25 protein-coding genes and 1 other annotated feature are annotated in these 23,822 nt (G+C 36.2%); of the genes, 20 read left to right on the top strand and 5 right to left on the bottom strand.

Translation table 11 applies throughout. From position 1 onward, the window contains the following. Positions 1-282 precede the first annotated feature (282 nt). Positions 283-942 (top strand): L-serine ammonia-lyase, iron-sulfur-dependent subunit beta, encoded by a 660-nt coding sequence (gene sdaAB / locus ACUXEY_RS04930; protein WP_166702112.1) that lies wholly within the window; start codon positions 283-285, stop codon positions 940-942. 18 nt (positions 943-960) lie between these two features. After that, the gene (sdaAA, locus tag ACUXEY_RS04925) at positions 961-1,839 is read left to right on the top strand and encodes an L-serine ammonia-lyase, iron-sulfur-dependent, subunit alpha (RefSeq protein WP_166701863.1); all 879 of its coding nucleotides are present in this window, start codon (positions 961-963) and stop codon (positions 1,837-1,839) included. Between the two features lie 53 nt (positions 1,840-1,892). Here sdaAA and proI read toward each other — a convergent pair whose 3' ends face one another. Then, a complete protein-coding gene (gene proI / locus ACUXEY_RS04920; protein ID WP_461300218.1) occupies positions 1,893-2,732 on the bottom strand; it encodes a pyrroline-5-carboxylate reductase ProI in 840 nt (279 codons plus the stop codon). Positions 2,733-2,897: 165 nt separating this feature from the next. On the opposite strand from proI, the gene ACUXEY_RS04915 reads away from it, so the two are divergent. Both ACUXEY_RS04915 and ACUXEY_RS04910 read left to right on the top strand, forming a co-directional pair. Continuing rightward, positions 2,898-3,851, top strand: coding sequence for an MBL fold metallo-hydrolase (locus ACUXEY_RS04915; protein WP_048530999.1), 954 nt, complete (start codon positions 2,898-2,900; stop codon positions 3,849-3,851). Positions 3,852-3,860: 9 nt separating this feature from the next. Further along, positions 3,861-4,655 (top strand): SDR family oxidoreductase, encoded by a 795-nt coding sequence (locus ACUXEY_RS04910; RefSeq protein WP_461300217.1) that lies wholly within the window; start codon positions 3,861-3,863, stop codon positions 4,653-4,655. Between the two features lie 29 nt (positions 4,656-4,684). On the opposite strand, the gene ACUXEY_RS04905 is transcribed toward ACUXEY_RS04910, so the two are convergent. Then, positions 4,685-4,870 carry a YqzH family protein gene (locus ACUXEY_RS04905; RefSeq protein WP_429599929.1) on the bottom strand — a complete coding sequence of 62 codons (186 nt, stop codon included), beginning with the start codon at positions 4,868-4,870 and terminating at the stop codon, positions 4,685-4,687. Between the two features lie 223 nt (positions 4,871-5,093). On the opposite strand from ACUXEY_RS04905, the gene argC reads away from it, so the two are divergent. From argC to ACUXEY_RS04860, 9 genes are all read left to right on the top strand, one after another. Next, positions 5,094-6,131, top strand: coding sequence for an N-acetyl-gamma-glutamyl-phosphate reductase (gene argC / locus ACUXEY_RS04900; RefSeq protein ID WP_461300216.1), 1,038 nt, complete (start codon positions 5,094-5,096; stop codon positions 6,129-6,131). Positions 6,132-6,141: 10 nt separating this feature from the next. Continuing rightward, positions 6,142-7,365: a bifunctional glutamate N-acetyltransferase/amino-acid acetyltransferase ArgJ gene (gene argJ / locus ACUXEY_RS04895; RefSeq protein ID WP_461300215.1), complete on the top strand. Its 1,224-nt coding sequence runs from the start codon at positions 6,142-6,144 to the stop codon at positions 7,363-7,365. 11 nt (positions 7,366-7,376) lie between these two features. Continuing rightward, entirely contained in the window at positions 7,377-8,144 is a 768-nt protein-coding gene (argB, locus tag ACUXEY_RS04890; RefSeq protein ID WP_088064373.1) for an acetylglutamate kinase, read from the top strand. Continuing rightward, positions 8,141-9,301 carry an acetylornithine transaminase gene (locus ACUXEY_RS04885; RefSeq protein ID WP_461300214.1) on the top strand — a complete coding sequence of 387 codons (1,161 nt, stop codon included), beginning with the start codon at positions 8,141-8,143 and terminating at the stop codon, positions 9,299-9,301. Before argB ends, ACUXEY_RS04885 begins: the two co-directional genes overlap by 4 nt. 12 nt (positions 9,302-9,313) lie before the next feature. Next, the gene (gene argF, locus ACUXEY_RS04880; protein WP_166701871.1) at positions 9,314-10,264 is read left to right on the top strand and encodes an ornithine carbamoyltransferase; all 951 of its coding nucleotides are present in this window, start codon (positions 9,314-9,316) and stop codon (positions 10,262-10,264) included. A gap of 191 nt (positions 10,265-10,455) precedes the next feature. Continuing rightward, on the top strand, positions 10,456-10,728 hold the full coding sequence (locus ACUXEY_RS04875) for a hypothetical protein (RefSeq protein ID WP_088314293.1): 273 nt from the start codon (positions 10,456-10,458) through the stop codon (positions 10,726-10,728). 3 nt (positions 10,729-10,731) lie between these two features. Further along, a complete protein-coding gene (locus ACUXEY_RS04870) occupies positions 10,732-11,250 on the top strand; it encodes an SMI1/KNR4 family protein (RefSeq protein ID WP_461300213.1) in 519 nt (172 codons plus the stop codon). A 382-nt stretch (positions 11,251-11,632) separates the two neighbouring features. Then, complete coding sequence (locus ACUXEY_RS04865) at positions 11,633-12,193, top strand: DUF2062 domain-containing protein (RefSeq protein WP_461300212.1); 561 nt, start codon at positions 11,633-11,635, stop codon at positions 12,191-12,193. A gap of 58 nt (positions 12,194-12,251) precedes the next feature. Next, complete coding sequence (locus ACUXEY_RS04860; protein ID WP_166701878.1) at positions 12,252-12,458, top strand: hypothetical protein; 207 nt, start codon at positions 12,252-12,254, stop codon at positions 12,456-12,458. A gap of 24 nt (positions 12,459-12,482) precedes the next feature. Here the strand turns inward: ACUXEY_RS04860 and ACUXEY_RS04855 are convergent, their stop codons facing one another. After that, on the bottom strand, positions 12,483-12,929 hold the full coding sequence (locus ACUXEY_RS04855; protein ID WP_000445817.1) for a MarR family winged helix-turn-helix transcriptional regulator: 447 nt from the start codon (positions 12,927-12,929) through the stop codon (positions 12,483-12,485). A gap of 72 nt (positions 12,930-13,001) precedes the next feature. Beyond that, positions 13,002-13,781, bottom strand: a complete 780-nt coding sequence (locus tag ACUXEY_RS04850; protein WP_461300211.1) for a GDSL-type esterase/lipase family protein — start codon at positions 13,779-13,781, stop codon at positions 13,002-13,004. A 366-nt stretch (positions 13,782-14,147) separates the two neighbouring features. Here ACUXEY_RS04850 and cpdB point away from each other — a divergent pair, with 366 nt between their 5' ends. Next, positions 14,148-16,499 carry a bifunctional 2',3'-cyclic-nucleotide 2'-phosphodiesterase/3'-nucleotidase gene (gene cpdB, locus ACUXEY_RS04845; RefSeq protein WP_461300210.1) on the top strand — a complete coding sequence of 784 codons (2,352 nt, stop codon included), beginning with the start codon at positions 14,148-14,150 and terminating at the stop codon, positions 16,497-16,499. 49 nt (positions 16,500-16,548) lie between these two features. Here cpdB and nhaC read toward each other — a convergent pair whose 3' ends face one another. Next, the gene (gene nhaC, locus ACUXEY_RS04840) at positions 16,549-17,922 is read right to left on the bottom strand and encodes a Na+/H+ antiporter NhaC (protein WP_151633008.1); all 1,374 of its coding nucleotides are present in this window, start codon (positions 17,920-17,922) and stop codon (positions 16,549-16,551) included. A 277-nt stretch (positions 17,923-18,199) separates the two neighbouring features. After that, positions 18,200-18,420, bottom strand: a binding site (T-box leader). Between the two features lie 140 nt (positions 18,421-18,560). Between nhaC and ACUXEY_RS04835 the strand changes: the two genes are divergently transcribed. The 6 genes from ACUXEY_RS04835 (at position 18,561) to bioC (ending at position 23,821) form a co-directional block, all read left to right on the top strand. After that, positions 18,561-18,917 carry a hypothetical protein gene (locus ACUXEY_RS04835; RefSeq protein ID WP_166701881.1) on the top strand — a complete coding sequence of 119 codons (357 nt, stop codon included), beginning with the start codon at positions 18,561-18,563 and terminating at the stop codon, positions 18,915-18,917. Between the two features lie 122 nt (positions 18,918-19,039). Further along, on the top strand, positions 19,040-20,428 hold the full coding sequence (gene bioA, locus ACUXEY_RS04830; protein WP_461300209.1) for an adenosylmethionine--8-amino-7-oxononanoate transaminase: 1,389 nt from the start codon (positions 19,040-19,042) through the stop codon (positions 20,426-20,428). After that, positions 20,428-21,156: an ATP-dependent dethiobiotin synthetase BioD gene (gene bioD, locus ACUXEY_RS04825; RefSeq protein WP_075308128.1), complete on the top strand. Its 729-nt coding sequence runs from the start codon at positions 20,428-20,430 to the stop codon at positions 21,154-21,156. The genes bioA and bioD overlap by 1 nt, the downstream gene beginning before the upstream one ends. Next, entirely contained in the window at positions 21,122-22,309 is a 1,188-nt protein-coding gene (gene bioF / locus ACUXEY_RS04820; protein ID WP_461300208.1) for an 8-amino-7-oxononanoate synthase, read from the top strand. The genes bioD and bioF overlap by 35 nt, the downstream gene beginning before the upstream one ends. Beyond that, entirely contained in the window at positions 22,306-23,046 is a 741-nt protein-coding gene (locus ACUXEY_RS04815; RefSeq protein WP_461300207.1) for an alpha/beta fold hydrolase, read from the top strand. The genes bioF and ACUXEY_RS04815 overlap by 4 nt, the downstream gene beginning before the upstream one ends. Further along, complete coding sequence (bioC, locus tag ACUXEY_RS04810) at positions 23,012-23,821, top strand: malonyl-ACP O-methyltransferase BioC (protein WP_461300206.1); 810 nt, start codon at positions 23,012-23,014, stop codon at positions 23,819-23,821. The genes ACUXEY_RS04815 and bioC overlap by 35 nt, the downstream gene beginning before the upstream one ends. Position 23,822 lies beyond the last annotated feature (1 nt).

Below are 23,822 nucleotides of genomic sequence, written 5' to 3'. Positions count from 1 at the left end.
CACTTGTTTATGCTATCCTTGTAAGTGGTTCTGTGTTAAACTTTGGGTTGCTACCAGACTTTATTGTGGATTAGCTTATATTATTTTTTAATGAAGGTAATGCGAAGTTTCTTATTTATTATGGTAACTAGTATTATTTCAGGGTATATTGTTTCACTATTATTCAAAAATAATTCAATTCGTACAGCGAAATAAATTCGTAGTACAACTGGAAAAGCAACCGATTTGGTAGCTTAATAGAATAGTAAAAAATTTTTTCATAGAGGTTTAGGGGGAGTTATGATGAAGTATCGCTCAGTATTTGATATTATTGGCCCAGTTATGATTGGTCCATCAAGTTCACATACAGCAGGCGCAGCAAGAATGGGGCAAGTTGCTCGCCAGCTGTTTCGTCATGAACCAGAAAGAGTAAGCATTTCATTATATGGATCATTTGCAAAGACGTATCGTGGGCATGGTACAGATGTAGCACTGATCGGTGGGATATTAGGGTTTGAAACAGATGATTTACGTATTCCAGAGGCGCTAGACATAGCAAAAGAGCGCGAAATTGAAGTGGAATTCATTGAAGAAGATGCAAATGCACCTCACCCAAATACAGCGAGAATCCGTTTGTATAAAGGTGAAGAAGAAATTGAAGTTGTTGCTTGCTCAATTGGTGGCGGTAAAATTGAAGTTGTAGAATTAAACGGATTCGATCTTCAATTAACAGGCACGAGTCCAGCACTACTTATTGTAAATAACGATCGCTTCGGTGCTATTGCAGCAGTAGCTTCAATCCTTGCGAAACACGAGATTAACATTAGTACAATGAGTGTTTCTCGTAAAGAAAAAGGAAGAAGAGCGCTTATGGTCATCGAAACAGATGAATTATTAGCAAATGAAGTGATTGAAGAAATAAACGCGCAACAAAATATTTGTCAAGTAACTATTATGGAATAATTGCAGGGGGGACACACCATGTTTCGGAACGCAGCGGAACTAGTGGCGCAAGCTAAAGAACAAAATGTAAAAATCGCAGAAATTATGATTCAATGTGAAATGGAAACAAGAAGTATTTCACGTGAAGAAGTAATTGCTGGTATGGAAAAGAACTTAGTCGTAATGGAGCAAGCAGTAGAACGTGGTATTCGCGGAGTGAAATCACCAACTGGTTTAACTGGTGGAGATGCTGTAAAAGTTCAAGCGTATATGAAGAGCGGAAAAGGCTTATCTGGAGATACGATTTTGGACGCAGTGAGTAAAGCTGTTGCAACAAATGAAGTAAACGCAGCGATGGGAATTATTTGTGCAACGCCGACAGCAGGGTCTGCTGGAACAGTGCCAGGTGTACTATTTGCACTAAGAGAAAAATTGCAGCCTACACGTGAAGAAATGATTGAATTCTTATTTACAGCAGGAGCTTTCGGCATGGTTGTTGCGAATAACGCTTGTATTTCTGGTGCGGCAGGAGGATGCCAAGCCGAGGTTGGTTCAGCAAGTGGTATGGCAGCTGCAGCTGCAGTTGAGATGGCTGGTGGAACGCAAGATCAAGCAGCTACAGCGATGGCGATTTCATTAAAGAACATGCTTGGTTTAGTATGTGATCCTGTTGCAGGGCTTGTAGAAGTACCTTGCGTAAAACGTAATGCAGCGGGCGCTTCAAATGCGATGATTTCAGCTGATTTAGCATTAGCTGGTGTAACGAGTACAATTCCATGTGATGAAGTAATTGAGGCAATGTTTAGAATCGGACAAACGATGCCAGTAGCACTTCGTGAAACAGCTGAAGGTGGACTTGCAGCAACACCGACTGGTCGCCGTCTGCAAGAAGAGATTTTTGGGAAGACTAATAACTAAACAATATATGTTGATAAAAAAATGGAGCTCAAGTAAGATTGAGCTCCATTTTTTTATTGTTCTTTTGTTAGTTGTTCTAATGTTTTCCCAAGATTATGTGATCGTTGTGTAGCCTGTGTAATACAAGAAATAAGTGCTTGTTGAAATTTATGTTCTTGTAATACTTCAATACCTGCTTCGGTCGTTCCACCAGGAGAAGTAATTTCCTTTCGCAAAATAGAAGGGTGTTTTTCACTTGCTTTTAGCATCTCAGCAGCACCAATCATCGTTTGAAGAATAAGTGACTTTGCAACATCTTCTTTTAAACCGATTTTTTTTGCAGCTTCTTCCATCGCTTCTACTACGTAATAAATATAAGCAGGCCCACTTCCAGATAATGCAGTGACAGCATGCATATCTTCTTCCTCTACAACAGAGACGAGACCGATCGTTTCAAATAAAGCTATGGCAGTTTGAATATGTTCCGCTGTTGCATGTTTTGAAGGTGAGATAGCAGTAGCTGATTTTAAAATAGCTGCAGATGTATTTGGCATTGCACGAATAATCGGAACGTCTTTTTGAAGTAGGTTTCTAATAGAGTGAGTAGAAACACCTGCTAATAACGAAATAATAAGCAGGTTATTATGTATGTCTTCTTTAAAAGGGGTAAGCGCTTCTGCAACATCCTTCGGTTTCATTGCTAGAAAAAGAATATTTGTATTAGTAAGTAGTTCTTTTTTATTGTGTGTACCTTTGACTCCGTATTTGTTATGTAGCTCCTGCAACCTTGTCTCGTTAGAGCGATTACTTACAGTAATTTGTTCGCCTTTTACAACATTTGCATGTAACAAGCCACCAATAATAGCTTCAGCAATAGAGCCTGCACCGAGAAAGGAAATGTTTTGAATAGACATGATGTTCCTCCTTTAAATTTGGTTAGAAATTCTTATAAATGTACATACATTCGTTTTTTTATAGGAAACACCTCTTTTTATCTGAAAATAATGACAAATATATATAGAAGTTGTAAACTGAAGAAGTATTCATTTTTGAACCGGAAAGAGACAGGGGGGCTAAGCATGACGGCGATTCACCGAATGGAGATTCCTGTGCCATTTGCAGTTGAAACTGTGAATGTGTTTTTAGTTGAGGGGGAGACGTTAACATTAATTGATACAGGGACGAATACAGAAGAGGCAAGAAATGCGTTAGAAAGGCAATTAGGTACATTAGGATATACGATAGAAGATATTGAAACAGTAGTCATTACACATCATCATGCGGATCATTGTGGGCTTTTAAATATATTTTCTGAGAAGACGAACATTATTGGGCATCCTTGGAACGAACCTTGGATCACACAAAATCCAGAATTTTTAAAGTGGTATCATGAGTTTTTTAGAGAGACTGCTTTGCAATTTGGTGTTCCAGCAGCATTTTTGAAAGACGAGGCGTTATTGACGACAAAGACACTGAAATATTCTTGTAATAGATCGTTAACGCATACTGTGAGAGAGGGAGATCGTATTGATTCAATGCCTGGATTTACAGTAATTGAAACACCAGGTCATGCTTCCACTCATATTTCATTATATAGAGAATCGGATGGAATACTAATTGGAGGGGATGCTCTCATTAGTCATATTTCTTCGAATCCAATATTAGAACCACCATATGAAGGACAAACAGAAAGAGCGCGCCCGTTATTACAATATAATCAAACGTTAAAGCGTTTAAGTGAAATGAATATTTCACGCATTTTATCAGGACATGGAGAAGATGTTCTAAATGTGAAACAACTTATTGAAACGAGATTACAAAAGCAAGAAACACGTGCGTTTAAAGTGCTTGAGCTATTAAAGGAAAAACCAATGACAGCATTTGAAGTATGTGTAAAACTATTTCCGGTATTATATAAGGAGCAATTGCCACTTACTATTTCAGAAACTGTTGGACAATTAGACTTTTTAGCATATAATCAACAAGTGATGATTGATGAATCTTCGCAACAATTGATTTATTATGCAAAGTAGGTGACAGCAATGACGGGACGTTTACAAAATAAAGTAATCGTCATTACAGGTGCTTCTAGTGGAATTGGAGAGCAAGTTGCAATGCAAGTTGCAGAGCTGGGTGCGACTCCAGTATTAATGGCTAGAACAGAAGAGAAATTAAAAGCGTTAGCACACAAAATTAAAGAAACTTATAATACGCCTTGCTATTACTATGTATTAGATGTAAGCGAAGAGACGGAAGTACAATCTGTTTTTTCAAAGGTATTACAAGAAGTAGGACGTATTGATATATTAGTAAACAATGCGGGATTTGGTATTTTTAAAACGTTTGAAGATGCGTCAATGGATGAAGTGAAAGATATGTTCCAAGTAAATGTATTTGGATTAGTAGCTTGTACGAAAGCGGTACTACCTTATATGGTGAAAAGAAACGAAGGGCATATTATTAATATTGCTTCACTTGCTGGGAAAATTGCAACTCCGAAATCGAGTGCCTATGCTGCAACGAAACATGCAGTATTAGGATTTACGAATAGTTTACGCATGGAGTTATCTAGTACAAATGTTTTCGTAACAGCGATTAATCCAGGTCCGATAGATACGAACTTTTTTGAAATAGCTGATCAATCCGGTACATATGTGAAAAATATGGGACGATACATGTTAAAACCAACATATGTTGCAGAGCAAATCGTAAAATCGATGCAAACGAAAAAGCGTGAAGTAAACTTACCGAAGTGGATGGGTATTGGTCCAAAACTGTATGCTCTATTCCCAGGTTTATTTGAGCGTGTTGCAGGCAAATCATTAAGTAAAAAATAGGAGATTTCCATATGGAAATCTCCTATTTTTTATTTTCCAGTCACATAATCGTAAACAATATCCTCAACTGCCTCGTATACATCAATTTCAGTATTTGAATGAATTATCGTTTGAATATGTTTAATTAGCATTTCCTGATCCTCATTTGACATAGGATTACATTGATATTGTTGAAAACTTTTTATCATCATTTTCTCAATTAATTTTTCATTCATGTTTTCCCCGCCTGTATGTACGTATGTATTGTTTTATTGTACTTGAAGTGAAATGAAAAAACTACTATACATTATTTGTGTATAAAAATTCGGGTGTGTATATTATTTTTCTAGTAAAATTAAGTTTTTTAAGTTTGAAAAATTTATAAATATTTAATTGACTCTATAAATATACAATATTATAATCATACTTAATTTAAAGAATCGATATGAGGAGGAGCGTATGAAAGTCGCAATTATTGGAGCAACTGGGTATGGAGGTATTGAATTAATTCGGTTATTAGAGCAACATCCATATTTTTCGATAGCATCTCTTCATTCTTTTTCGCAAGTTGGCGAGTGTATAACAAATGTATATCCGCATTTTCAAAATGTTCTTGTTCATACGCTACAAGAAATTGATGCAGAGGAAATAAAGAAGAAAGCAGAAATTGTATTTTTAGCAACCCCAGCAGGAGTATCAACAGAGTTAACTCCGGAATTATTAGCAGTAGGCTTAAAAGTAATTGACCTATCTGGAGACTTTCGTATGAAAGATCCTTTCATATATAAACAGTGGTATAAAAGGGCAGCTGCAAAAGAAGAAGTTCTTAGTGAAGCTGTATATGGGTTAAGTGAATGGAAAAGGTCTGAGATTCAAAATGCAAATTTAATTGCAAACCCAGGATGTTTTGCTACAGCTGCATTATTAGCGGTATTACCGTTAGTTCGTAGCGGCACAATTGAAGAGGATTCCATTATTATTGATGCGAAATCAGGAGTATCTGGAGCAGGCAAAACACCAACAACAATGACTCACTTTCCTGAGTTATATGATAACTTGCGTATTTATAAAGTAAATGAGCATCAACACGTTCCTGAGATCGAACAAATGCTTGCAGAGTGGAATAGGGAAACGAAGCCAATCACGTTTAGTACACATTTAATACCGATATCACGGGGGATTATGATTACACTTTATGCGAAAGTAAAACGAGAAATGGAAATAGAGCAACTTCAAAAGTTATATGAAGAAACGTATGAACAATCGGCTTTTATTCGAATTCGCATGCAAGGAGAGTTTCCAAGTCCGAAAGAAGTGAGGGGCTCAAATTATTGTGATATGGGGATAGCATACGATGAAAGAACAGGAAGGGTAACAGTCGTTTCTGTTATAGACAATATGATGAAAGGTGCGGCTGGGCAAGCGGTTCAAAATGCAAATATTGTAGCGGGCCTAGAAGAAACAACAGGTTTACAATATATACCGCTTTATCTATAAGGGGGACATGATGATTAAAGTAGAGTCTATTACAAAATTAGAAAATGGTTCAATTGTAACGCCAAAAGGCTTTTCGGCAATCGGTACTGCAAATGGTTTGAAAAAAGACAAAAAGGATTTAGGTGTAATCATTTGTGAAGTGCCAGCATCATGTGCTGCCGTTTATACAACGAATCAAATACAAGCAGCTCCCCTGCAAGTAACGAAAGACAGTATAACAGCTGAGGGGAAATTGCAGGCAATTATCGTCAATAGTGGAAATGCAAATGCTTGTACAGGGATGCAAGGATTACAAGATGCTTACGAGATGCGTGCATTAGGGGCGGAACATTTTGCCGTGAAAGAACATTACGTTGCAGTAGCTTCAACAGGTGTAATTGGTGTTCCGTTGCCGATGGATATAATCCGAAAGGGGATTACGACTCTTATCCCAACGAAAGAAGAAAATGAAGCTCATTCTTTTTCTGAAGCAATCTTAACGACGGATCTTATAACGAAAGAAACTTGCTATGAGATGATGATTGATGAGAAGAAAGTGACGATTGCTGGTGTTGCGAAAGGTTCAGGGATGATTCATCCAAATATGGCGACGATGTTAAGTTTTATTACGACAGACGCTCATATAGAGCATGACGTATTACAAACAGCGTTATCACAAATAACGAATCGTACATTTAATCAAATTACGGTAGATGGAGATACTTCTACGAATGATATGGTCATCGTTATGGCAAGTGGATTATCAGAAACGAAACCAATCAATATGGAACATGCAGATTGGGAAACTTTCGTATTTGCTTTACAGAAGGTATGTGAAGATTTAGCGAAAAAAATCGCACAAGATGGTGAGGGCGCTACGAAGTTAATAGAAGTAAATGTGTTAGGAGCTCGAACGAATGAAGAGGCAAAGAAAATTGCAAAGCAAATAGTCGGTTCGAGTCTTGTGAAAACAGCAATACATGGTGAAGATCCAAACTGGGGGCGAATTATTAGCAGTATTGGACAAAGTGAAGTCACGATTAACCCAAATACAATTGATATTACTCTTCAATCTATTACGGTGCTGAAAAATAGTGAACCTCAAATGTTTTCTGAAGGGGAAATGAAAATGAAATTAAAAGAACATGAAATTATGATTAATGTGTATTTACATTTAGGAGAAGAGACAGGATCAGCTTGGGGCTGTGACTTAAGCTATGAATATGTGAAAATAAACGCTTGTTATCGTACATAAGGAGAGGGAAGATGAGCGATTATATTGTAGTGAAATGCGGCGGTAGTATGTTGGATCAATTAAATGATGTGTTTTTTGATTGCATAAAGAAATTGCAACAGAAGTATAAAGTAGTGATTGTCCATGGTGGCGGTCCAGAAATTGATGCCCAATTAAAAGATTGTAACATCAAAGTAGAAAAAAGAGATGGATTACGAGTAACACCAAAAGAAGTTATGGATATTGTTCAAATGGTGCTATGCGGAAGTACGAATAAAAAGTTTGTAATGAAGTTGCAAAGGCATAATTTACTTGCGGTAGGTTGCTCAGGGTGTGATGGCAAGTTACTTCAAGTTCAACCTGTCAGTGAGGAGATAGGATATGTGGGAGAAGTAAGTTATGTCGAAACGGCCTTACTAAAAGGATTAATAAATATGAATTATATTCCTGTTATTGCTCCGGTCGGCATAAATGATAATGAGATTTATAACATAAATGCAGATACCGCCGCAGCTGGAATTGCGGCCGCATTATCTGCAAAAGAACTCATTTTTATTACAGATGTAGATGGGGTATTACATGAAGGAAAGTTACTAAAGAAAACGGATGAATTTGAAATTGTGAATTTAATAGAAAAAGGAGTTATTACCGGTGGGATGATTCCGAAAGTACAGGCGGCACTAGCGTCATTAAAAATGGGAGTGCAAAAGATAAGTATTGTGAACGGTACAAAAGATTTTACTGAAGTTACGGGAGAGTGTATTGGAACGACGGTAACGAAAGGAGTAAGTATCGTATGACAAGTCATCTTTTTCAAACGTATGGGAGAAGAAATATTGAGCTTGTAAAGGGAAGTGGAACGAAAGTCGTTGATGAGAATGGTAAGCAATATTTAGATTTCACATCAGGAATTGGCGTATGTAATTTAGGTCATTGTCACCCTACTGTTATGAAAGCTGTACAAGAGCAACTGCATGAAATATGGCATATATCTAACCTGTTTACAAACAGCTTACAAGAAGAAGTCGCGTCATTATTAACAGAAAATATTGCATTAGATTATGTGTTCTTCTGTAATAGCGGGGCAGAGGCGAATGAAGCAGCTTTGAAGTTAGCCCGTAAGCATACTGAAAAGTCTCTCGTCGTAACATGCAAGCAGTCTTTTCACGGTAGAACATTCGGAACGATGAGTGCGACGGGGCAAAATAAAGTGAAAGAAGGATTTGGTCCACTCCTTCCGTCTTTTTTACATATCCCCTTTAACGATATAAAAGCATTAGAGGAAGTAATGAATGAAGAAGTTGCGGCGGTAATGGTAGAAGTTGTTCAAGGAGAGGGAGGAGTCATACCTGCTGATCTATCTTTTTTGCAAGCGATTGAAGCATTATGTAATAAGTTCGGTTCCTTATTTATTATAGATGAAGTACAAACAGGGATCGGAAGAACAGGGACATTATTTGCTTACGAACAAATGGGAATAACACCTCATATCGTTACTACCGCTAAGGCACTTGGAAATGGCATTCCAGTTGGAGCAATGATTGGCCGGAAAGAACTTGGAACATCGTTTACTGCAGGATCACACGGTTCAACGTTTGGTGGAAATTATATTGCAATGGCTGCAGCGAAAGAAGTATTGCAAATAACTAAGAAACCATCGTTTTTAAAAGAAGTAAAGGAAAAGGGCGAGTACGTATTACAGAAGTTGCAAGAGGAATTACGACATGTCGAATGTATTCAAAATATACGTGGTAAGGGGCTTATGATTGGAATTGAGTGTACGCATGAGGTTTCAAGTTTTATAGAACAACTAGAGAAAGAAGGGCTTCTTGTATTACAAGCAGGACCTAATGTTATAAGACTATTACCACCACTCATTATAACGAATGAAGAGTTAGAACAGGCAGTATATATGATAAAAAAAGTAGTTTGTACAAAAAACATATCAATTATATAAGGGGGAAGTTCCATGTCAACTGTACAAGTACCAAAATTAAATACGAAAGATCTTTTAACATTAGAAGAATTGACGCAAGAAGAAATCATTTCATTAATTGAGTTCGCTATCTATTTAAAAAAGAATAAGCAGGAGCCTTTATTACAAGGAAAAATATTAGGGCTTATCTTTGATAAACATTCAACTCGTACTCGCGTATCTTTTGAAGCAGGAATGGTACAGCTCGGAGGACATGGTATGTTTTTAAGTGGAAAAGAGATGCAGATTGGAAGAGGGGAAACTGTTTCAGATACTGCGAAAGTATTATCTCATTACATTGACGGAATCATGATACGTACATTCTCACATGCGGATGTAGAAGAGCTTGCAAAAGAATCGAGTATACCTGTAATTAACGGTTTAACGGATGATCATCATCCTTGTCAAGCATTGGCAGACTTAATGACAATATATGAAGAAGTAAATACATTTGAAGGAATAAAATTGGCTTACGTAGGTGACGGAAATAATGTATGTCATTCATTGTTGCTAGCGAGTGCGAAAGTCGGGATGCATATGACTGTTGCAACACCTGTAGGGTATGAACCAAATGAGGAAATTATAAAAAAAGCGTTAACGATTGCTGAAGAAACAGGAGCGAAAATTGAAATTTTGCATAACCCTGAACTAGCGGTGAATGAAGCAGATTTCATTTATACTGACGTTTGGATGAGCATGGGGCAAGAGGGCGAAGAAGAGAAATATACTTTATTTCAACCATACCAAATCAATAAAGAACTTGTTACGCATGCGAAGCAAACATATCGTTTCTTACACTGTTTACCTGCCCATCGTGAAGAGGAAGTAACAGGAGAAATTATAGATGGACCACAGTCTATCGTCTTTGAGCAAGCTGGCAATCGATTGCATGCGCAAAAAGCATTATTAGTAAGTTTATTTAAAAATGTAGAAGAGCTTTCTTAAATGATGTGCACCCCAATTGTTAGATACGAATAACAATTGGGGTGTTTTTTATGGTTAAATTCTTTTTAGAAGAGAAAGTAAATAGGGTAAAAAGACATTACTTTGAGTATATACTGAATGTACTTAATTATATGGATAGAGGGAGGATATCTATTAGAGAAACAGCTACTAAATTTTTTGTATAACTATTTGTGCCTAGGTTACCAGGAAGGGTATCAACTAAAGGGAAATTAAGACAAGAAGCTTCACGTGCGGCAAGACTAGAAGGCAAGCGAGCTGCTGATAATGGAGAAGCATACAAGGGACATGTTGGTCATGTTCCTGATACAACTTGGATGGGAAAACCGGATCCTCATAGTTGGTTAGACCTTGACCCAAAAGTTAATATGAGCATAGGTGGACAGGCTAATAAATATCAAATTGGTTATAAACCTACAAAATTTAAGTTTGTAGAGGAGGAGTAGACGATGAATAATTGGAAAGATAAGATAGCTACAATGATTTTAGTGAAGCAGGAGCTAATGAAACAAGATGTAGAAAAAATATGGCCACACCATTTTCCGGAGGTGGGAGCAAATGAAAAATCTATTCGCATTATTGAACAAGAATTGGGATATAAACTTGATTTAATGTATCGAGAATTTCTTCAATATGCCAATGGATGGGCAGGTTTTTATCAAACGGTGGATTTATTTGGTACGGAGCAATTAAAGGAATCGGCTATAATGGATTATGCTCAGGTACTATTAGAAGCTATAGATGATGTTGTTTTAGAAGAAAGCGGTGTTTTAAGACAGGAGCTATTACCAATAGCAGTTTCGGAATTTGATAGGGATTTATTTGTTTTATGTTTACCTAATTCTTCTAGACCAGGAGAGATAATTTGGTTTGCGGGTGAAGAAATAGATAGATTTGAGAATTTTGACGAGTGCTTTTTAGCAATGATCGACTATAATAGAGAAGAGATATTAGCTTTAAAGGGGTAGTTTATACAGTCATGTTTTTTAAGTGTCTGTTACTGTACAGCTATAAAAACATAAATACTAATACAGCTAAAGCAAAATATATTTGAAGTGAACAGAAAAGAAAATGGATATTAATTGTCAAGATATACAAGTTTTAAGATTAAGATAAAATCTAGTGCAACTTAAAAACAATATGAACTGAAAGTACTTGATTGTCGATTAAAGGCAACAAGTGCTTTTTTGGTTTCAGCGTAGAAATAAGTTGAGACACGTATTTTTTTATAGTGAAATGTCATATGTATATTTAGTTAACCATTTGATATCATCTATAATAAAAGAGAAACTGAAATTTGTTTTTCGGAGTGTGTAAGGGCATACTAGGTATAAAAATATAGTTAAAGAGATGATGAGGGTGAAAACAACTAAGAAAACATATTCGTTTTTTCAGCGGATGTGGAGAATATTAAAGTTTCAATATTATAAGTTGCTTCGGTCGCCAGAAGGCGCAAAGAAAGTATCGTTAGGGTTTGCGATTGGTTTTGGTTTAGAGATGTTGGTCATATATACGGCATCGCTCGTATATGTAATATTTTATCCGATCGTTCGATTAGTAAAGGGATCTTTTCCTGCTGCGGTTATTGGTAATATTATTGGAAAAATATCGTTTCTACCAGTATTTTTATTCCCGTTTGCTTATGCGTTAGGAAAAATGATTTATCCATTTCATGTGCAAAAAATACATCATGAACCATTTACGATATCTGATTTGTTTTCGAGTCATATTTTTACGATATTGAAGGGTTTATTACAGAGTGAAGTGTATGTATTAATTGGAATGACGATTTTAGGAGTTGTATTTGGTGTAGTTTCATATTTCGTTGTGCATTATTTATATGAAAAGAACCGTAAGTTACGTTTGAAGAACAGAAAGAAACGAGTGAGAGAACCGCTCGTGCAAATATAAAGAGTGTCACACTCATTTTCTCTTTTGAATATGTTTAAGAAAAAGGGGGAGAGAATGAATGTATTATTATTACGTACCGCAAGTATATCCATATGTAAATTATTATCCGGTTTCTGATATGAATAGACAATACGAATTATATCGACAACAACAAGTACAGCAATTATCACAAATACCACAGCAACAGCCTACGCAAGAACAAAAACCATATTTAACGACGTGGCCGTATTCAAATGTATACTATGGTAATTATTACGAATCATAAAGCTGCTTCTATTTAGAAGCAGCTTTATGCGTTCGTTTTCAAAATTAAATTTTGAATGGTTTGAAGAGAGTGAATGAGTTTTTCACGTTCTTCCTCAGATAATGTTTGGAAATTTTCTTTTAATTTGTCTAAAATGAATTGTTGATATTGATTTACTAACAATTTCCCTTCAGCTGTTAGGGAAATTAAAATGACCCGTCGATCTTTTTCGCTATAATGACGCTCTATTAATTCTTCTTGAATCAGTTTGTTTAATAGAGGTGTCATGTTAGGCCTTGAAATCGCTAGCCGCTTGCCGATTTCGGAAACTGCTAATGTGCCATTTTCATGCAGAAGTAGCAATACTTGTGTATGTGATGGCGGCATATGTCTTTGAGAAGAAAATTCTCCAGGAAGCATAAATTTGCGATAAAAAAGAGGCACTAGCGAAAGAAGATGATCAACAATACGTTCCCACTCGCGTGATTCCATATAAAGGCCCCCTTCCACTCTCATTGTAACAAAAAAGACATGTTATAAAAATAGAATTGTTTCATGGAAATTTTAATATTTGTAGGCCAACACTTTTTTTGTAAATGAATCGGCAATAATCGTATAGCCTTTGTCATTAGGGTGTACTTGGTCAAAGAGTAATTCTTTCTTATCATTAGATATTAAGTTGCGAATTGGTAAAACGATAGATGGTTGATTTGCTTTTGCAATGGAATAAACGGATTCATTCCAGCCGTCTAAAAACATATCTGCATAACTTGCGATGGAGTCATCGAGTTGTAACGGGTTATAGAGTTCAGAAAGAATGAGTAAAGCATCCGGATTTTCATCTCGAACTGTCTTTACAATACTTTTTACATCCGCTTCAAAATGAGCCTTTTCTTTATTTAACATTTTAATACCGTCTATAACACCGACATCGCGATTTAAGCGAAATAAATTATTTCCCCCAATATTAATTGTAATGATATTTGCTACTCTTATTTTTTGTTTTACATCTTCTGATTGAACTTTTTTAGCGAGACGATCTGTTGTAATACCGTTTATCCCAAGGTTTTCTACAGTAATTGGTTTATGAATTTGTGCTTCTATTTGTGTAGAGGCTAATTCAGCAAATCCACCTTGTGTCGATCCATATCCTTTGGCGAGCGAATCACCTAGTACGAGATGATAAAAGGAATCGTTTGTTTGCTTATCAATCCAACTTGGAGTAGATGTTTTTTCTGTTTTTTCTGCGGGTTCATTTTGTTTTGTCTCATCGTTCTTTTCAAAATAAGAATAAGAAATGATTAGAAGGAGGAGACAAACAATTGTTAAGATGACTTTTTTCATAAATTCATCCTCCTTGTAATTGGTAATTGTATCATATTCAGCAGTATTAACAATGTAAGGGCATATTATATGTTTATGAAAAGTTTACAATAACTTTACAGAAAATTTGTAGAAGTATGTCAAAAAATATTGACGATACGAAAGGACATTATATATGATAATGTCAGATAAGGTAAAATTCTACATAGTGGGAGCTTTATCTCCCGTTAATTGCTAGTCTTCATCAATTAATCGTTTAAGGGGACTACTCGTTAGCGCAGGATGAAATGAAAATCGTGTATCTAATAGAAGAAAAAAGGTATGTGTTTAGAGACTGATAGAAATTCATTTCATTATTCTTTGGTAATTGTATAAGGGGGATTTTTTGTGAAAAAGTCAAAAAAAATGCTAGCTGGAGCAACTCTTGCTATAGGTGTAATAGCGCCGCAAGTATTGCCAGCAACAGCTCATGCGGATGAGCAAACTGGGGAGAGTACGGTTAACTTACGAATTCTAGAAACATCAGATATTCACGTTAACTTAATGAATTACGATTATTATCAAACAAAAACCGATAATAAAGTAGGTCTCGTGCAAACAGCAACACTTGTTAATAAAGCACGTGAAGAAGCGAAGAACTCTGTCCTATTTGATGATGGGGATGCATTACAAGGGACACCACTTGGAGATTATGTAGCGAATAAAATAAATGATCCGAAGAAGCCTGTGGATCCTAGTTATACACATCCATTGTATCGTTTAATGAATTTAATGAAGTATGACGTCATCTCTCTTGGGAATCATGAATTTAACTACGGTTTAGACTATTTAAACAAAGTAATTAGTAAAACAGAGTTCCCGGTTATTAACTCGAACGTCTATAAAGATGATAAAGATAATAATGAAGAGAACGACCAAAATTACTTTAAACCATATCATGTTTTTGAAAAAGAAGTAGAAGATGAATCAGGGCAAAAACAAAAAGTGAAAATTGGTGTAATGGGATTTGTTCCACCTCAAGTTATGAACTGGGATAAAGCAAATTTAGAAGGAAAAGTGAAAGCAAAAGATATAGTTGAAACAGCGAAGAAAATGGTACCAAAAATGAAAGCAGAAGGTGCAGATGTTATCGTTGCGCTAGCGCATTCCGGTGTTGATAAGAATGGATACAACGTTGGCATGGAAAATGCGTCGTATTATTTAACAGAAGTTCCTGGTGTAGATGCAGTATTAATGGGGCATTCACATACTGAAATGAAGGATGTATTTAATGGTGTTCCAGTTGTAATGCCTGGTGTCTTTGGAAGTAACTTAGGTATTATTGATATGCAATTGAAAAAGGTAAACGGAAAATGGGAAGTACAAAAAGAACAATCGAAGCCGCAACTTCGTCCGATTGCTGATAGTAAAGGGAACCCGTTAGTAAAATCTGATCAAACATTAGTTAATGAAATTAAAGATGATCATCAAGCGACAATTGATTATGTGAATACAGCTGTAGGAAAAACGACAGCGCCAATTAATAGTTATTTCTCATTAGTACAAGATGATCCTTCTGTACAACTTGTGACAAATGCACAAAAATGGTATGTAGAAAAGTTATTTGCTGAAAATGGACAGTATAGTAAATATAAAGGAATTCCAGTTTTATCGGCAGGTGCACCATTTAAAGCAGGTGGCCGAAACGGTGCTACATATTATACGGATATTCCAGCTGGAACGTTAGCAATTAAAAACGTTGCAGATTTATATGTATATCCAAATACGTTATATGCTGTAAAAGTAAATGGGGCACAAGTGAAAGAATGGCTTGAAATGTCTGCAGGTCAGTTTAATCAAATCGATCCAAAGAAAACAGAAGAACAGCCGTTAGTAAATATAGGCTATCCTACATATAACTTCGATATTTTAGATGGCTTAAAATACGAAATTGATGTAACACAACCGGCGAAATACGATAAAGATGGTAAAGTTGTAAATGCAAATACGAATCGTATTATAAATATGACATATGCAGGTAAGCCAGTAGCTGATAATCAAGAGTTCATCGTCGCTACAAATAACTATCGTGGAAGTAGCCAAACGTTCCCAGGTGTAAGTAAAGGGGAAGTTGTATACCAATCACAAGATGAAACACGTCAAATCATTGTGAAGTATATGCAAGAAACACCAGTTATTGATCCAGCAGCAGATAAAAATTGGACGTTTAAACCAATTGTTGCGGAAAAATTAAATACAACATTCGATTCTTCACCAAATGCACAAAAGTATATAAAGAAAGATGGAAAAATATCATATGTTGGACCGTCTGAAAATGAATTTGCTAAATATGCAATTGATATAACGAAGAAGAACGATGAGGGTAAAGAAACTGGTGGAGAGAATCCAACAACACCACCAACAGGTGAAGGAAATAATGGAGAAAATCCAACAACACCACCAACAGGTGAAGGAAATAATGGAGGAAATTCAACGACACCGCCAACAGGTGAAGGAAATAATGGAGGAAATCCAACGACACCACCAACAAATGAGGGTAATAATGGAAATAATGCAGGATCTGGACAAACTACGACGGGTAATGAAAACTCAAAAGAAACAACAACTGTAAGTGAAAAGAAAGAAGAACGTGATTTACCGAAAACAGGTACAAGTGTTGTTTCTACAATTGGGGCAGGTTTAGCGTTTGTTGGAGCGGGATTACTTCTGTTATTTAGAAGAAAGAAAGCAAATAGATAGTCGAGAAATATAAAAAGGATTACCGATTCAGGTAATCCTTTTTAGTATATTATGAAATTGTTACTGCTTTTTCTTTCTTCCATGAAAGGCCAAATCCAGTGAAACCAACAATAATTGTTAAGACTGGGCAAGCTAAACAGAAAATTGCGAATGGAAGGTAATCAAATGTCGGAACGCCAAGGACGTTCGATAAGAATACACCACTTACTCCCCATGGTACGAGCGGGTTAATAACTGTACCTGCATCTTCTAGTACGCGTGATAAATTTCTACGTTCTAAACCGACTTCATCGTATTTATTAGCAAATGCTTGTCCTGTTAAAACGATGGATAAGTATTGCTCCCCAAGTAAGAAGTTTACACCAATTGCAGTTGAAGCAGTAGAAATAATTAAGCGTGTGCTATTTTTTACGAAGCTAGAGATGATATTCATCAGCTGCGTAATAATACCCATCCCTTGTAATAATCCTCCCATACAAAGAGCTAGGAAAATAAGGGCAATCGACATCATCATACTTTGTAGACCACCGCGAGATAGTAAGCTATCAATGTCTTTTATACCAGTTTTAGAAACGTAGCCGTCTTGCATAATTTTCATTAAATCAGCTAAAGAAGTGCTAGGTTTAAAAATAAAGAGAATAATAATTCCTACTACAATTCCAGCAAGCAATGTTGGAACTGCTGGAACTTTTTTAAATGCGAATAGGAACAGTAATAAAATTGGAATAAGTGTAACAATAGAAATCGTTGCGTTTTTTTCTAATGTGCTAATAAAGTTTGTAAAGTCAACGTCTCCACTCGTACCGCTTCCTAAAATGAAAAATGCGATAAAAGCAATAATGAAAGCCGGAACTGTTGTCCAAAGCATGTTACGAATATGCTCAAATAGATCTACACCTGTTACAGCAGGAGCTAAGTTTGTTGTATCAGATAAAGGAGACATTTTATCTCCAAAGAATGCACCAGAAATAATTGCACCAGCGATTAGAGCTGGATCGTATCCGAGAGCACTACCCATACCCATAAAGGCAAGTCCTACAGTTGCAGCAGTTGTAAAGGCACTACCGATACTTGTTCCAACGATTGCACAGACAACAAAAACAGTTGGAACGAAAATTTTAGGAGATACAAGCTGGAAGCCGTATACCATTAAAGTTGGAATTGTTCCAGCAGCGATCCAAACACTAATTAATACGCCTACAAGTAAGAAAATAAAGATAGATGGAATACCAGCTGAAATACTACTAATCATCCCTTTTTCCATAGTAGACCAAGAGATTTTTTTCATAAATCCAAATGCTAATAAAAGCACGATACCAAATAAAATTGGGATGTGTGGTGAAACTTCTAATTGAATAACACTAAAGCCAATACAGAAAAAGATAAATAATGTTAAAAGAACAGATTCAATTTTTGAAACCATTGTTTTTCCCTCCTAAGTAATCTAAAATAGCTCTTTTTTATATAAAATTCGCCAATATTGTTTATTTCCTTCTAAATTTTAGAATTTTGTGACAAATTACCGGTAATTGTTGATCCTTCAATATGATACGGAAATGATTGGATAAAAAAACGTCCCTGCATATAAATATGCAGGGACGAAGAAATCGCGGTACCACCCTAGCTTGTGAAATGAATGTATCACAAAATAAAGGGTCGTATGATATGCGCTAATAAAATAAAAACGCCCCTGCAATATATGCAGGGACGAAAAATTCGCGGTACCACCCTAAATTGTGAAACAGTTTCGTTTCACCACTCTTTAGATATAACGGTCTATAACCGTCTTTCACTACTCCTTACGTTTCGCAAAAGAAGCTCCAGGGGGTAATTCATAATTCGCTCTGTACTGGTTCGCACCGACCACCAGCTCTCTGAAATCAGAAATCGAAATACTACTAAATCCTATCAATGCCGATTCATATGATGTTAGTTAAATTTTTATCATATATTCATCATACATGTCAATAAAAATGTTTAATATTTTTTTAGGGAAATAAAGGAGATAGGTTTTAACACCGAAAAATGTACGTTATAATGAATTTGAAAGGGGAGGAAAGAGTGAAGAAAAAAATAATTCTTTTTACCACCTTACTAGTCATTGGCGGAAGTGCTGGAATTTACACGACTTTTGCAGCTGAATCAGAGCAGGCGAAGCAAAAGCAAATGCAGCAGTCAGAAGTGAAGAAAGAGAAAGAAACTGAAGAGAAGAAGTCGATGGAAAAAGCAGCTGAGAAACTAGGGGTTTCTACGGAAGGAAAAACAAAAGAAGAGGTTACGAAAGAAGTAAATACCGTAAGATTTGAGAAGCGCCATGATTTATTGATTGAACATGCAAAACAACTTGGAATTGATACAGAAGGAAAAAAAGATGAAGAGATTATTTTAGAAATTGGAAAGATACAACATGGAAAGTAGAACAACTTATCGTATGATAAGTTGTTCTTTTTTAAGAACTACTTGATTTAAAAATAATTGACAGTCATTTAGATTTAATGTTAACTATATTTATAAACTAGTTAACATTAGGGGTGAAAATTGTGACTTTTAGTAAGAGTACGACTGACAAACCATCTTATACATATGAAGAATTATCGGAGAAAAGCAAAGCTTATGTATGGCACCCATTTACACAAATGAAGGACTATTTAGAAGAAGATCCTGTCATTATTGAACGTGGAGAGGGAAGAAAGCTATACGATGTAAATGGAAATGAATATTGGGACGGTGTTTCGTCTATTTGGTTAAATGTTCATGGGCATCAAGTACCGGAACTAGATGAGGCAATTCGTGAACAATTAAATAAAATTGCCCATTCTACTATGCTAGGGCTTGCTAACGTTCCATCTATTTTATTAGCAGAAAAAATAATTGAAGTTGTACCAGAAGGGTTGAAGAAAGTATTTTATTCAGACTCTGGTTCTAGCGCTGTTGAAATTGCAATTAAGATGGCCTTTCAATATTGGCAGCATAGAGGAAAACCGAAGAAACAAAGATTTGTTACATTAAAAGAAGCGTATCACGGTGATACAATTGGAGCTGTTTCAGTAGGAGCAATAGACTTGTTTCACCAAGTGTATAGTTCACTTTTATTTGAAGCAATTAAAATGCCTTATCCATATACATATCGTTCTCCTTATGGAAATAATAAGGAGGAAATTGTAAAAAAACATTTAGAAGAAATGGAAGAGTTGCTGAAAGACAAACATGAAGAAATTGCGGCGATTATTGTAGAGCCTTTAATGCAAGGTGCTGGCGGTATGATTACAATGCCAAAAGGATACTTAAAAGGGCTACGTAATTTATGTACAAAATATAACGTTTTATTTATTACAGATGAGGTAGCGACTGGATTTGGGCGTACCGGGAAAATGTTTGCATGTGAACATGAAAATGTAACGCCGGACATTTTAACAGCCGGAAAAGGTTTAACGGGCGGATATTTACCAGTTGCAATCACTGTAACGACAGATGAAATTTATAATGCCTTTTTAGGAGGCTATGAAGAACAAAAAACGTTTTTCCACGGTCATAGTTATACAGGGAATCCGTTAGGGTGTGCGGTAGCAATTGCGAATTTAGAACTATATGAGAAAACAAATTTAATAGAAGAAGTGGCACGTAAAACAGAATATGTGGCGACGCAATTAGAAGAACTCTTTGCATATAAACATGTAGGGGATATTCGTCAGTGCGGATTAATGGTTGGAATTGAACTTGTGAAGAATAAGGAAACGAAAGAAGCGTTTGAATGGACAGAGAGAGTCGGTGTTCAAGTATGTAAACGCTCAAGAGAGCTAGGCATGATCTTGCGACCGCTCGGTAATACGATTGTATTTATGCCACCTCTTGCTTCTACAATCAATGAGATTGATGATATGTTGCGTATTTTGTATAAAGCAATCTCGGATGTTACGGAGGGAGAATAATGAGCGGTTTTTTTATAACAGCAACGGATACTGAAGTGGGGAAAACTGTCGTTGCCGGTGCATTAGCCGGTGTATTTAGAGAATTGGGATATAACATCGGGGTATATAAACCGTTGCAAAGTGGACATGTTGCATCCAATCCAGAGGGAGATGCAGCAAGGTTAAAGGCATTATCAGGTGTACCGACAAAAGAAGATGAAATTTGCCCGTATTCTATTGAAGAGCCGCTTGCTCCGAGACTTGCCATGAAAAGAGCTGGAAGGACGGTAACGTTAAAAGACATTATTCATCACTATAATGAACGATTGAAAGAGTTTAATAGTCTGCTTGTAGAAGGAGCAGGTGGATTAGCTGTTCCGTATACAGAGGACGCTTTAGTAATTGATTTCGCAAAAGAATTACAGCTTCCTCTCATTGTAGTAGCACGTCCTACATTAGGAACAGTAAATCATACAGTTTTAACGGTTGCTTATGCAAAGGCACATGGTTTAACAGTAGCAGGTGTCATTTTATCTGGCTGCAAAGAATGCGAAATGGAAAGAGTACAAGAAAATAAAGAAATGATTGAAGAGTTAAGTGGGGTACCAGTTTTAGGTTTATTACCATTCTTTGAAGGTGAGTTTACAAAAGAAGAAGTCTTGGAATCTGCTAAAGAATATATAATGATTTCAAAATTAGAGGGGCTTATCCGAAATGAATCAAATGTGGCGCACACATCTTCAATCTAAATTGCAACAATTAAATGAGCATGGGCAGTATCGCAATTTGCATGTAACAGAACAAGCAGAAGAGACATGGCTTATTCGAGATGAGAAAAGGATGCTAAATTTAGCATCAAATAATTATTTAGGGTTAGCTGGAGATGAAAGGTTAAAAGAAGCTGCTATTGCATGCACAAGAAAATATGGAACTGGGGCGACAGCATCAAGGCTCGTTGTAGGAAATTACTCACTGTATGAAGAGGTTGAGAGAAGTATATGCGATTGGAAAGGCACTGAAAAAGCCTTAGTTGTAAATAGTGGATATACCGCAAATGTTGGAGTGATTTCTTCATTAGCCAGTCGTCACGATATTGTGTTTAGTGACAAATTAAATCATGCAAGCATCGTTGATGGAATTATATTAAGCGGGGCAGAGCATAAAAGATATCGTCATAATGATTTAGATCATTTAGAGAAGCTGTTGCAAGTAGCGCCGCCCAAAAAGAAGAAATTAATCGTAACGGATACTGTTTTTAGTATGGATGGTGATACTGCACATTTAAGAGAGCTAGTGCAAATTAAAGAGAAATACGGAGCAATGATTATAGTTGATGAAGCACATGCGAGTGGAATATATGGAATGGATGGGGCAGGATTGTCCCATATAGAAAAAGATATTGCTCAAAAAATTGATATACATATGGGGACGTTTAGCAAGGCTTTAGGGTGTTATGGTGCGTATTTGACAGGCGATGCAATTTATATAGAGTATTTACAAAATATGATGAGAAGCTTGATTTTTACTACTGCATTACCGCCAGGAACATTAGGAGCGGTACAAAAAGCAATTGAAATTGTGAAAGAAGATAATGAAAGAAGAGAGAAACTTGCAGAGAATGGGGCATATTTCAGAAACTGTTTACGAGAAGCTGGTTTTGATATTGGGAATAGCTCAACTCATATTGTACCGATTGTAGTCGGTTCAAATGAAACAGCTTTACGGTTTAGTAAAAGGTTGCAAGAGGTAGGTATTGCAGCAATTGCAATTCGTCCACCAACGGTTCCAGTTAATAGTTCACGGGTCCGTTTTGCGGTTACGTCCCAACATACAATAGCTGATTTGAACTGGGCTATTCAGCATATTATACGCATTGGTAAAGAAGAGGGGTTTTTAGTATGAAAGAGCTAAAGATTATTTTTATTCCTGGGTGGGGAATGGAAGAAGGTGTTTGGACTTTAGTTCTGCCGTATTTTAAAGGATATTCTGTTCAATGTATCAATTGGCGTAATGTGAAAGAACAAAGTGAATTCGCGGGGCGAATAATAGAGGTAGCAAAGGATGAAAATGTAATTTTAGTTGGTTGGTCACTAGGTGCATTAGCGGCAGTTCAAGCTCATAAAAAGGTTAAGGCAAAAGGTATCGTATTAATTGGTGGTACTGCCAAATTTACAAATACGAGCGACTATACGAGCGGATGGAATACTTTACATGTAGAACGGCTGAAAAAGAATTTGGTGAGAAAGAAAGAAGAAACGCTCAAGCGGTTTTATGAAAATATGTTTACGAAAGATGAGCTGAAAGAGAATAAAAGGTTTGAAGATATAATAAAACAATTTAAAGGTGATTCTATTCAGTCTTTACAATTAGGTTTAGATTATTTAATAGAAACAGATATGAGGGAAGAACTGAAAGAAATTAAAGTACCTATACTACTTATTCACGGAGAGCAAGATGTAATATGTCCATTGTCTGCAGCGCATAGTATGGCTGAGAATGAGAATGCAACGCTCAAGGTAGTAAATGAGGCTGGACACGCATTATGCGTAACGAATTTTGAATATTGTGTAAATGAGATAATTCAATTTGTAGAGGGGATACGACATGATCAACAAAACGTTACTACAAAAACGGTTTAACGTGGCAGCTGTATCCTACGATCAATATGCAAATGTACAAAAAAAGATGGCACATTCATTACTGTCTACATTGAATCGGCGATATAGTGCAAATGCATCGATACGTATTTTAGAACTTGGGTGTGGGACAGGATATGTTACAGAGCAATTATCAAACTTATTTCCGAAAGCGCATATTACAGCTATTGATTTTGCTGAAAGTATGATTGCAGTTGCGAAAACTAGACAAAATGTGAACGATGTAACGTTTTACTGTGAGGATATCGAACGATTACGACTAGAAGAAACGTATGATGTCATTATTTCAAATGCCACATTTCAATGGCTAAATGATTTAAAACAAGTGATAAGAAATTTATCTCATCATTTATCTATAGATGGGATATTACTCTTTTCAACGTTTGGACAGGAAACATTTCAAGAATTGCATACTTCGTTCCAGCGGGCGAAAGAAGAAAAAAATATACAAAATGAAACATCGATTGGGCAACGTTTTTATTCGAAAAATCAATTGCGCCATATTTGTGAGATAGGAACAGGGGATGTACATGTTTCTGAAACATGTTACATAGAGAGATTTACAGAAGTTAGGGAGTTTCTACATTCTATTCGAAAAGTAGGAGCAACCAATAGTAATGAAGAATCATATTGTCAAAGTCCCTCACTCCTTCGTGCGATGCTTCGCATATACGAAAGAGACTTCACGGAAAATGAAGGGATAATGGTGACGTATCACGCTTTATTTATACATATAACAAAAGAGGGGAAGAGATGAA

The sequence above is a fragment of the Bacillus sp. F9_6S_D1_P_5 genome, from assembly GCF_054823925.1.
The sequence above is the reverse complement of the archived record's forward strand: the minus strand, read 5'-3'. Positions and strand labels throughout refer to the sequence as shown.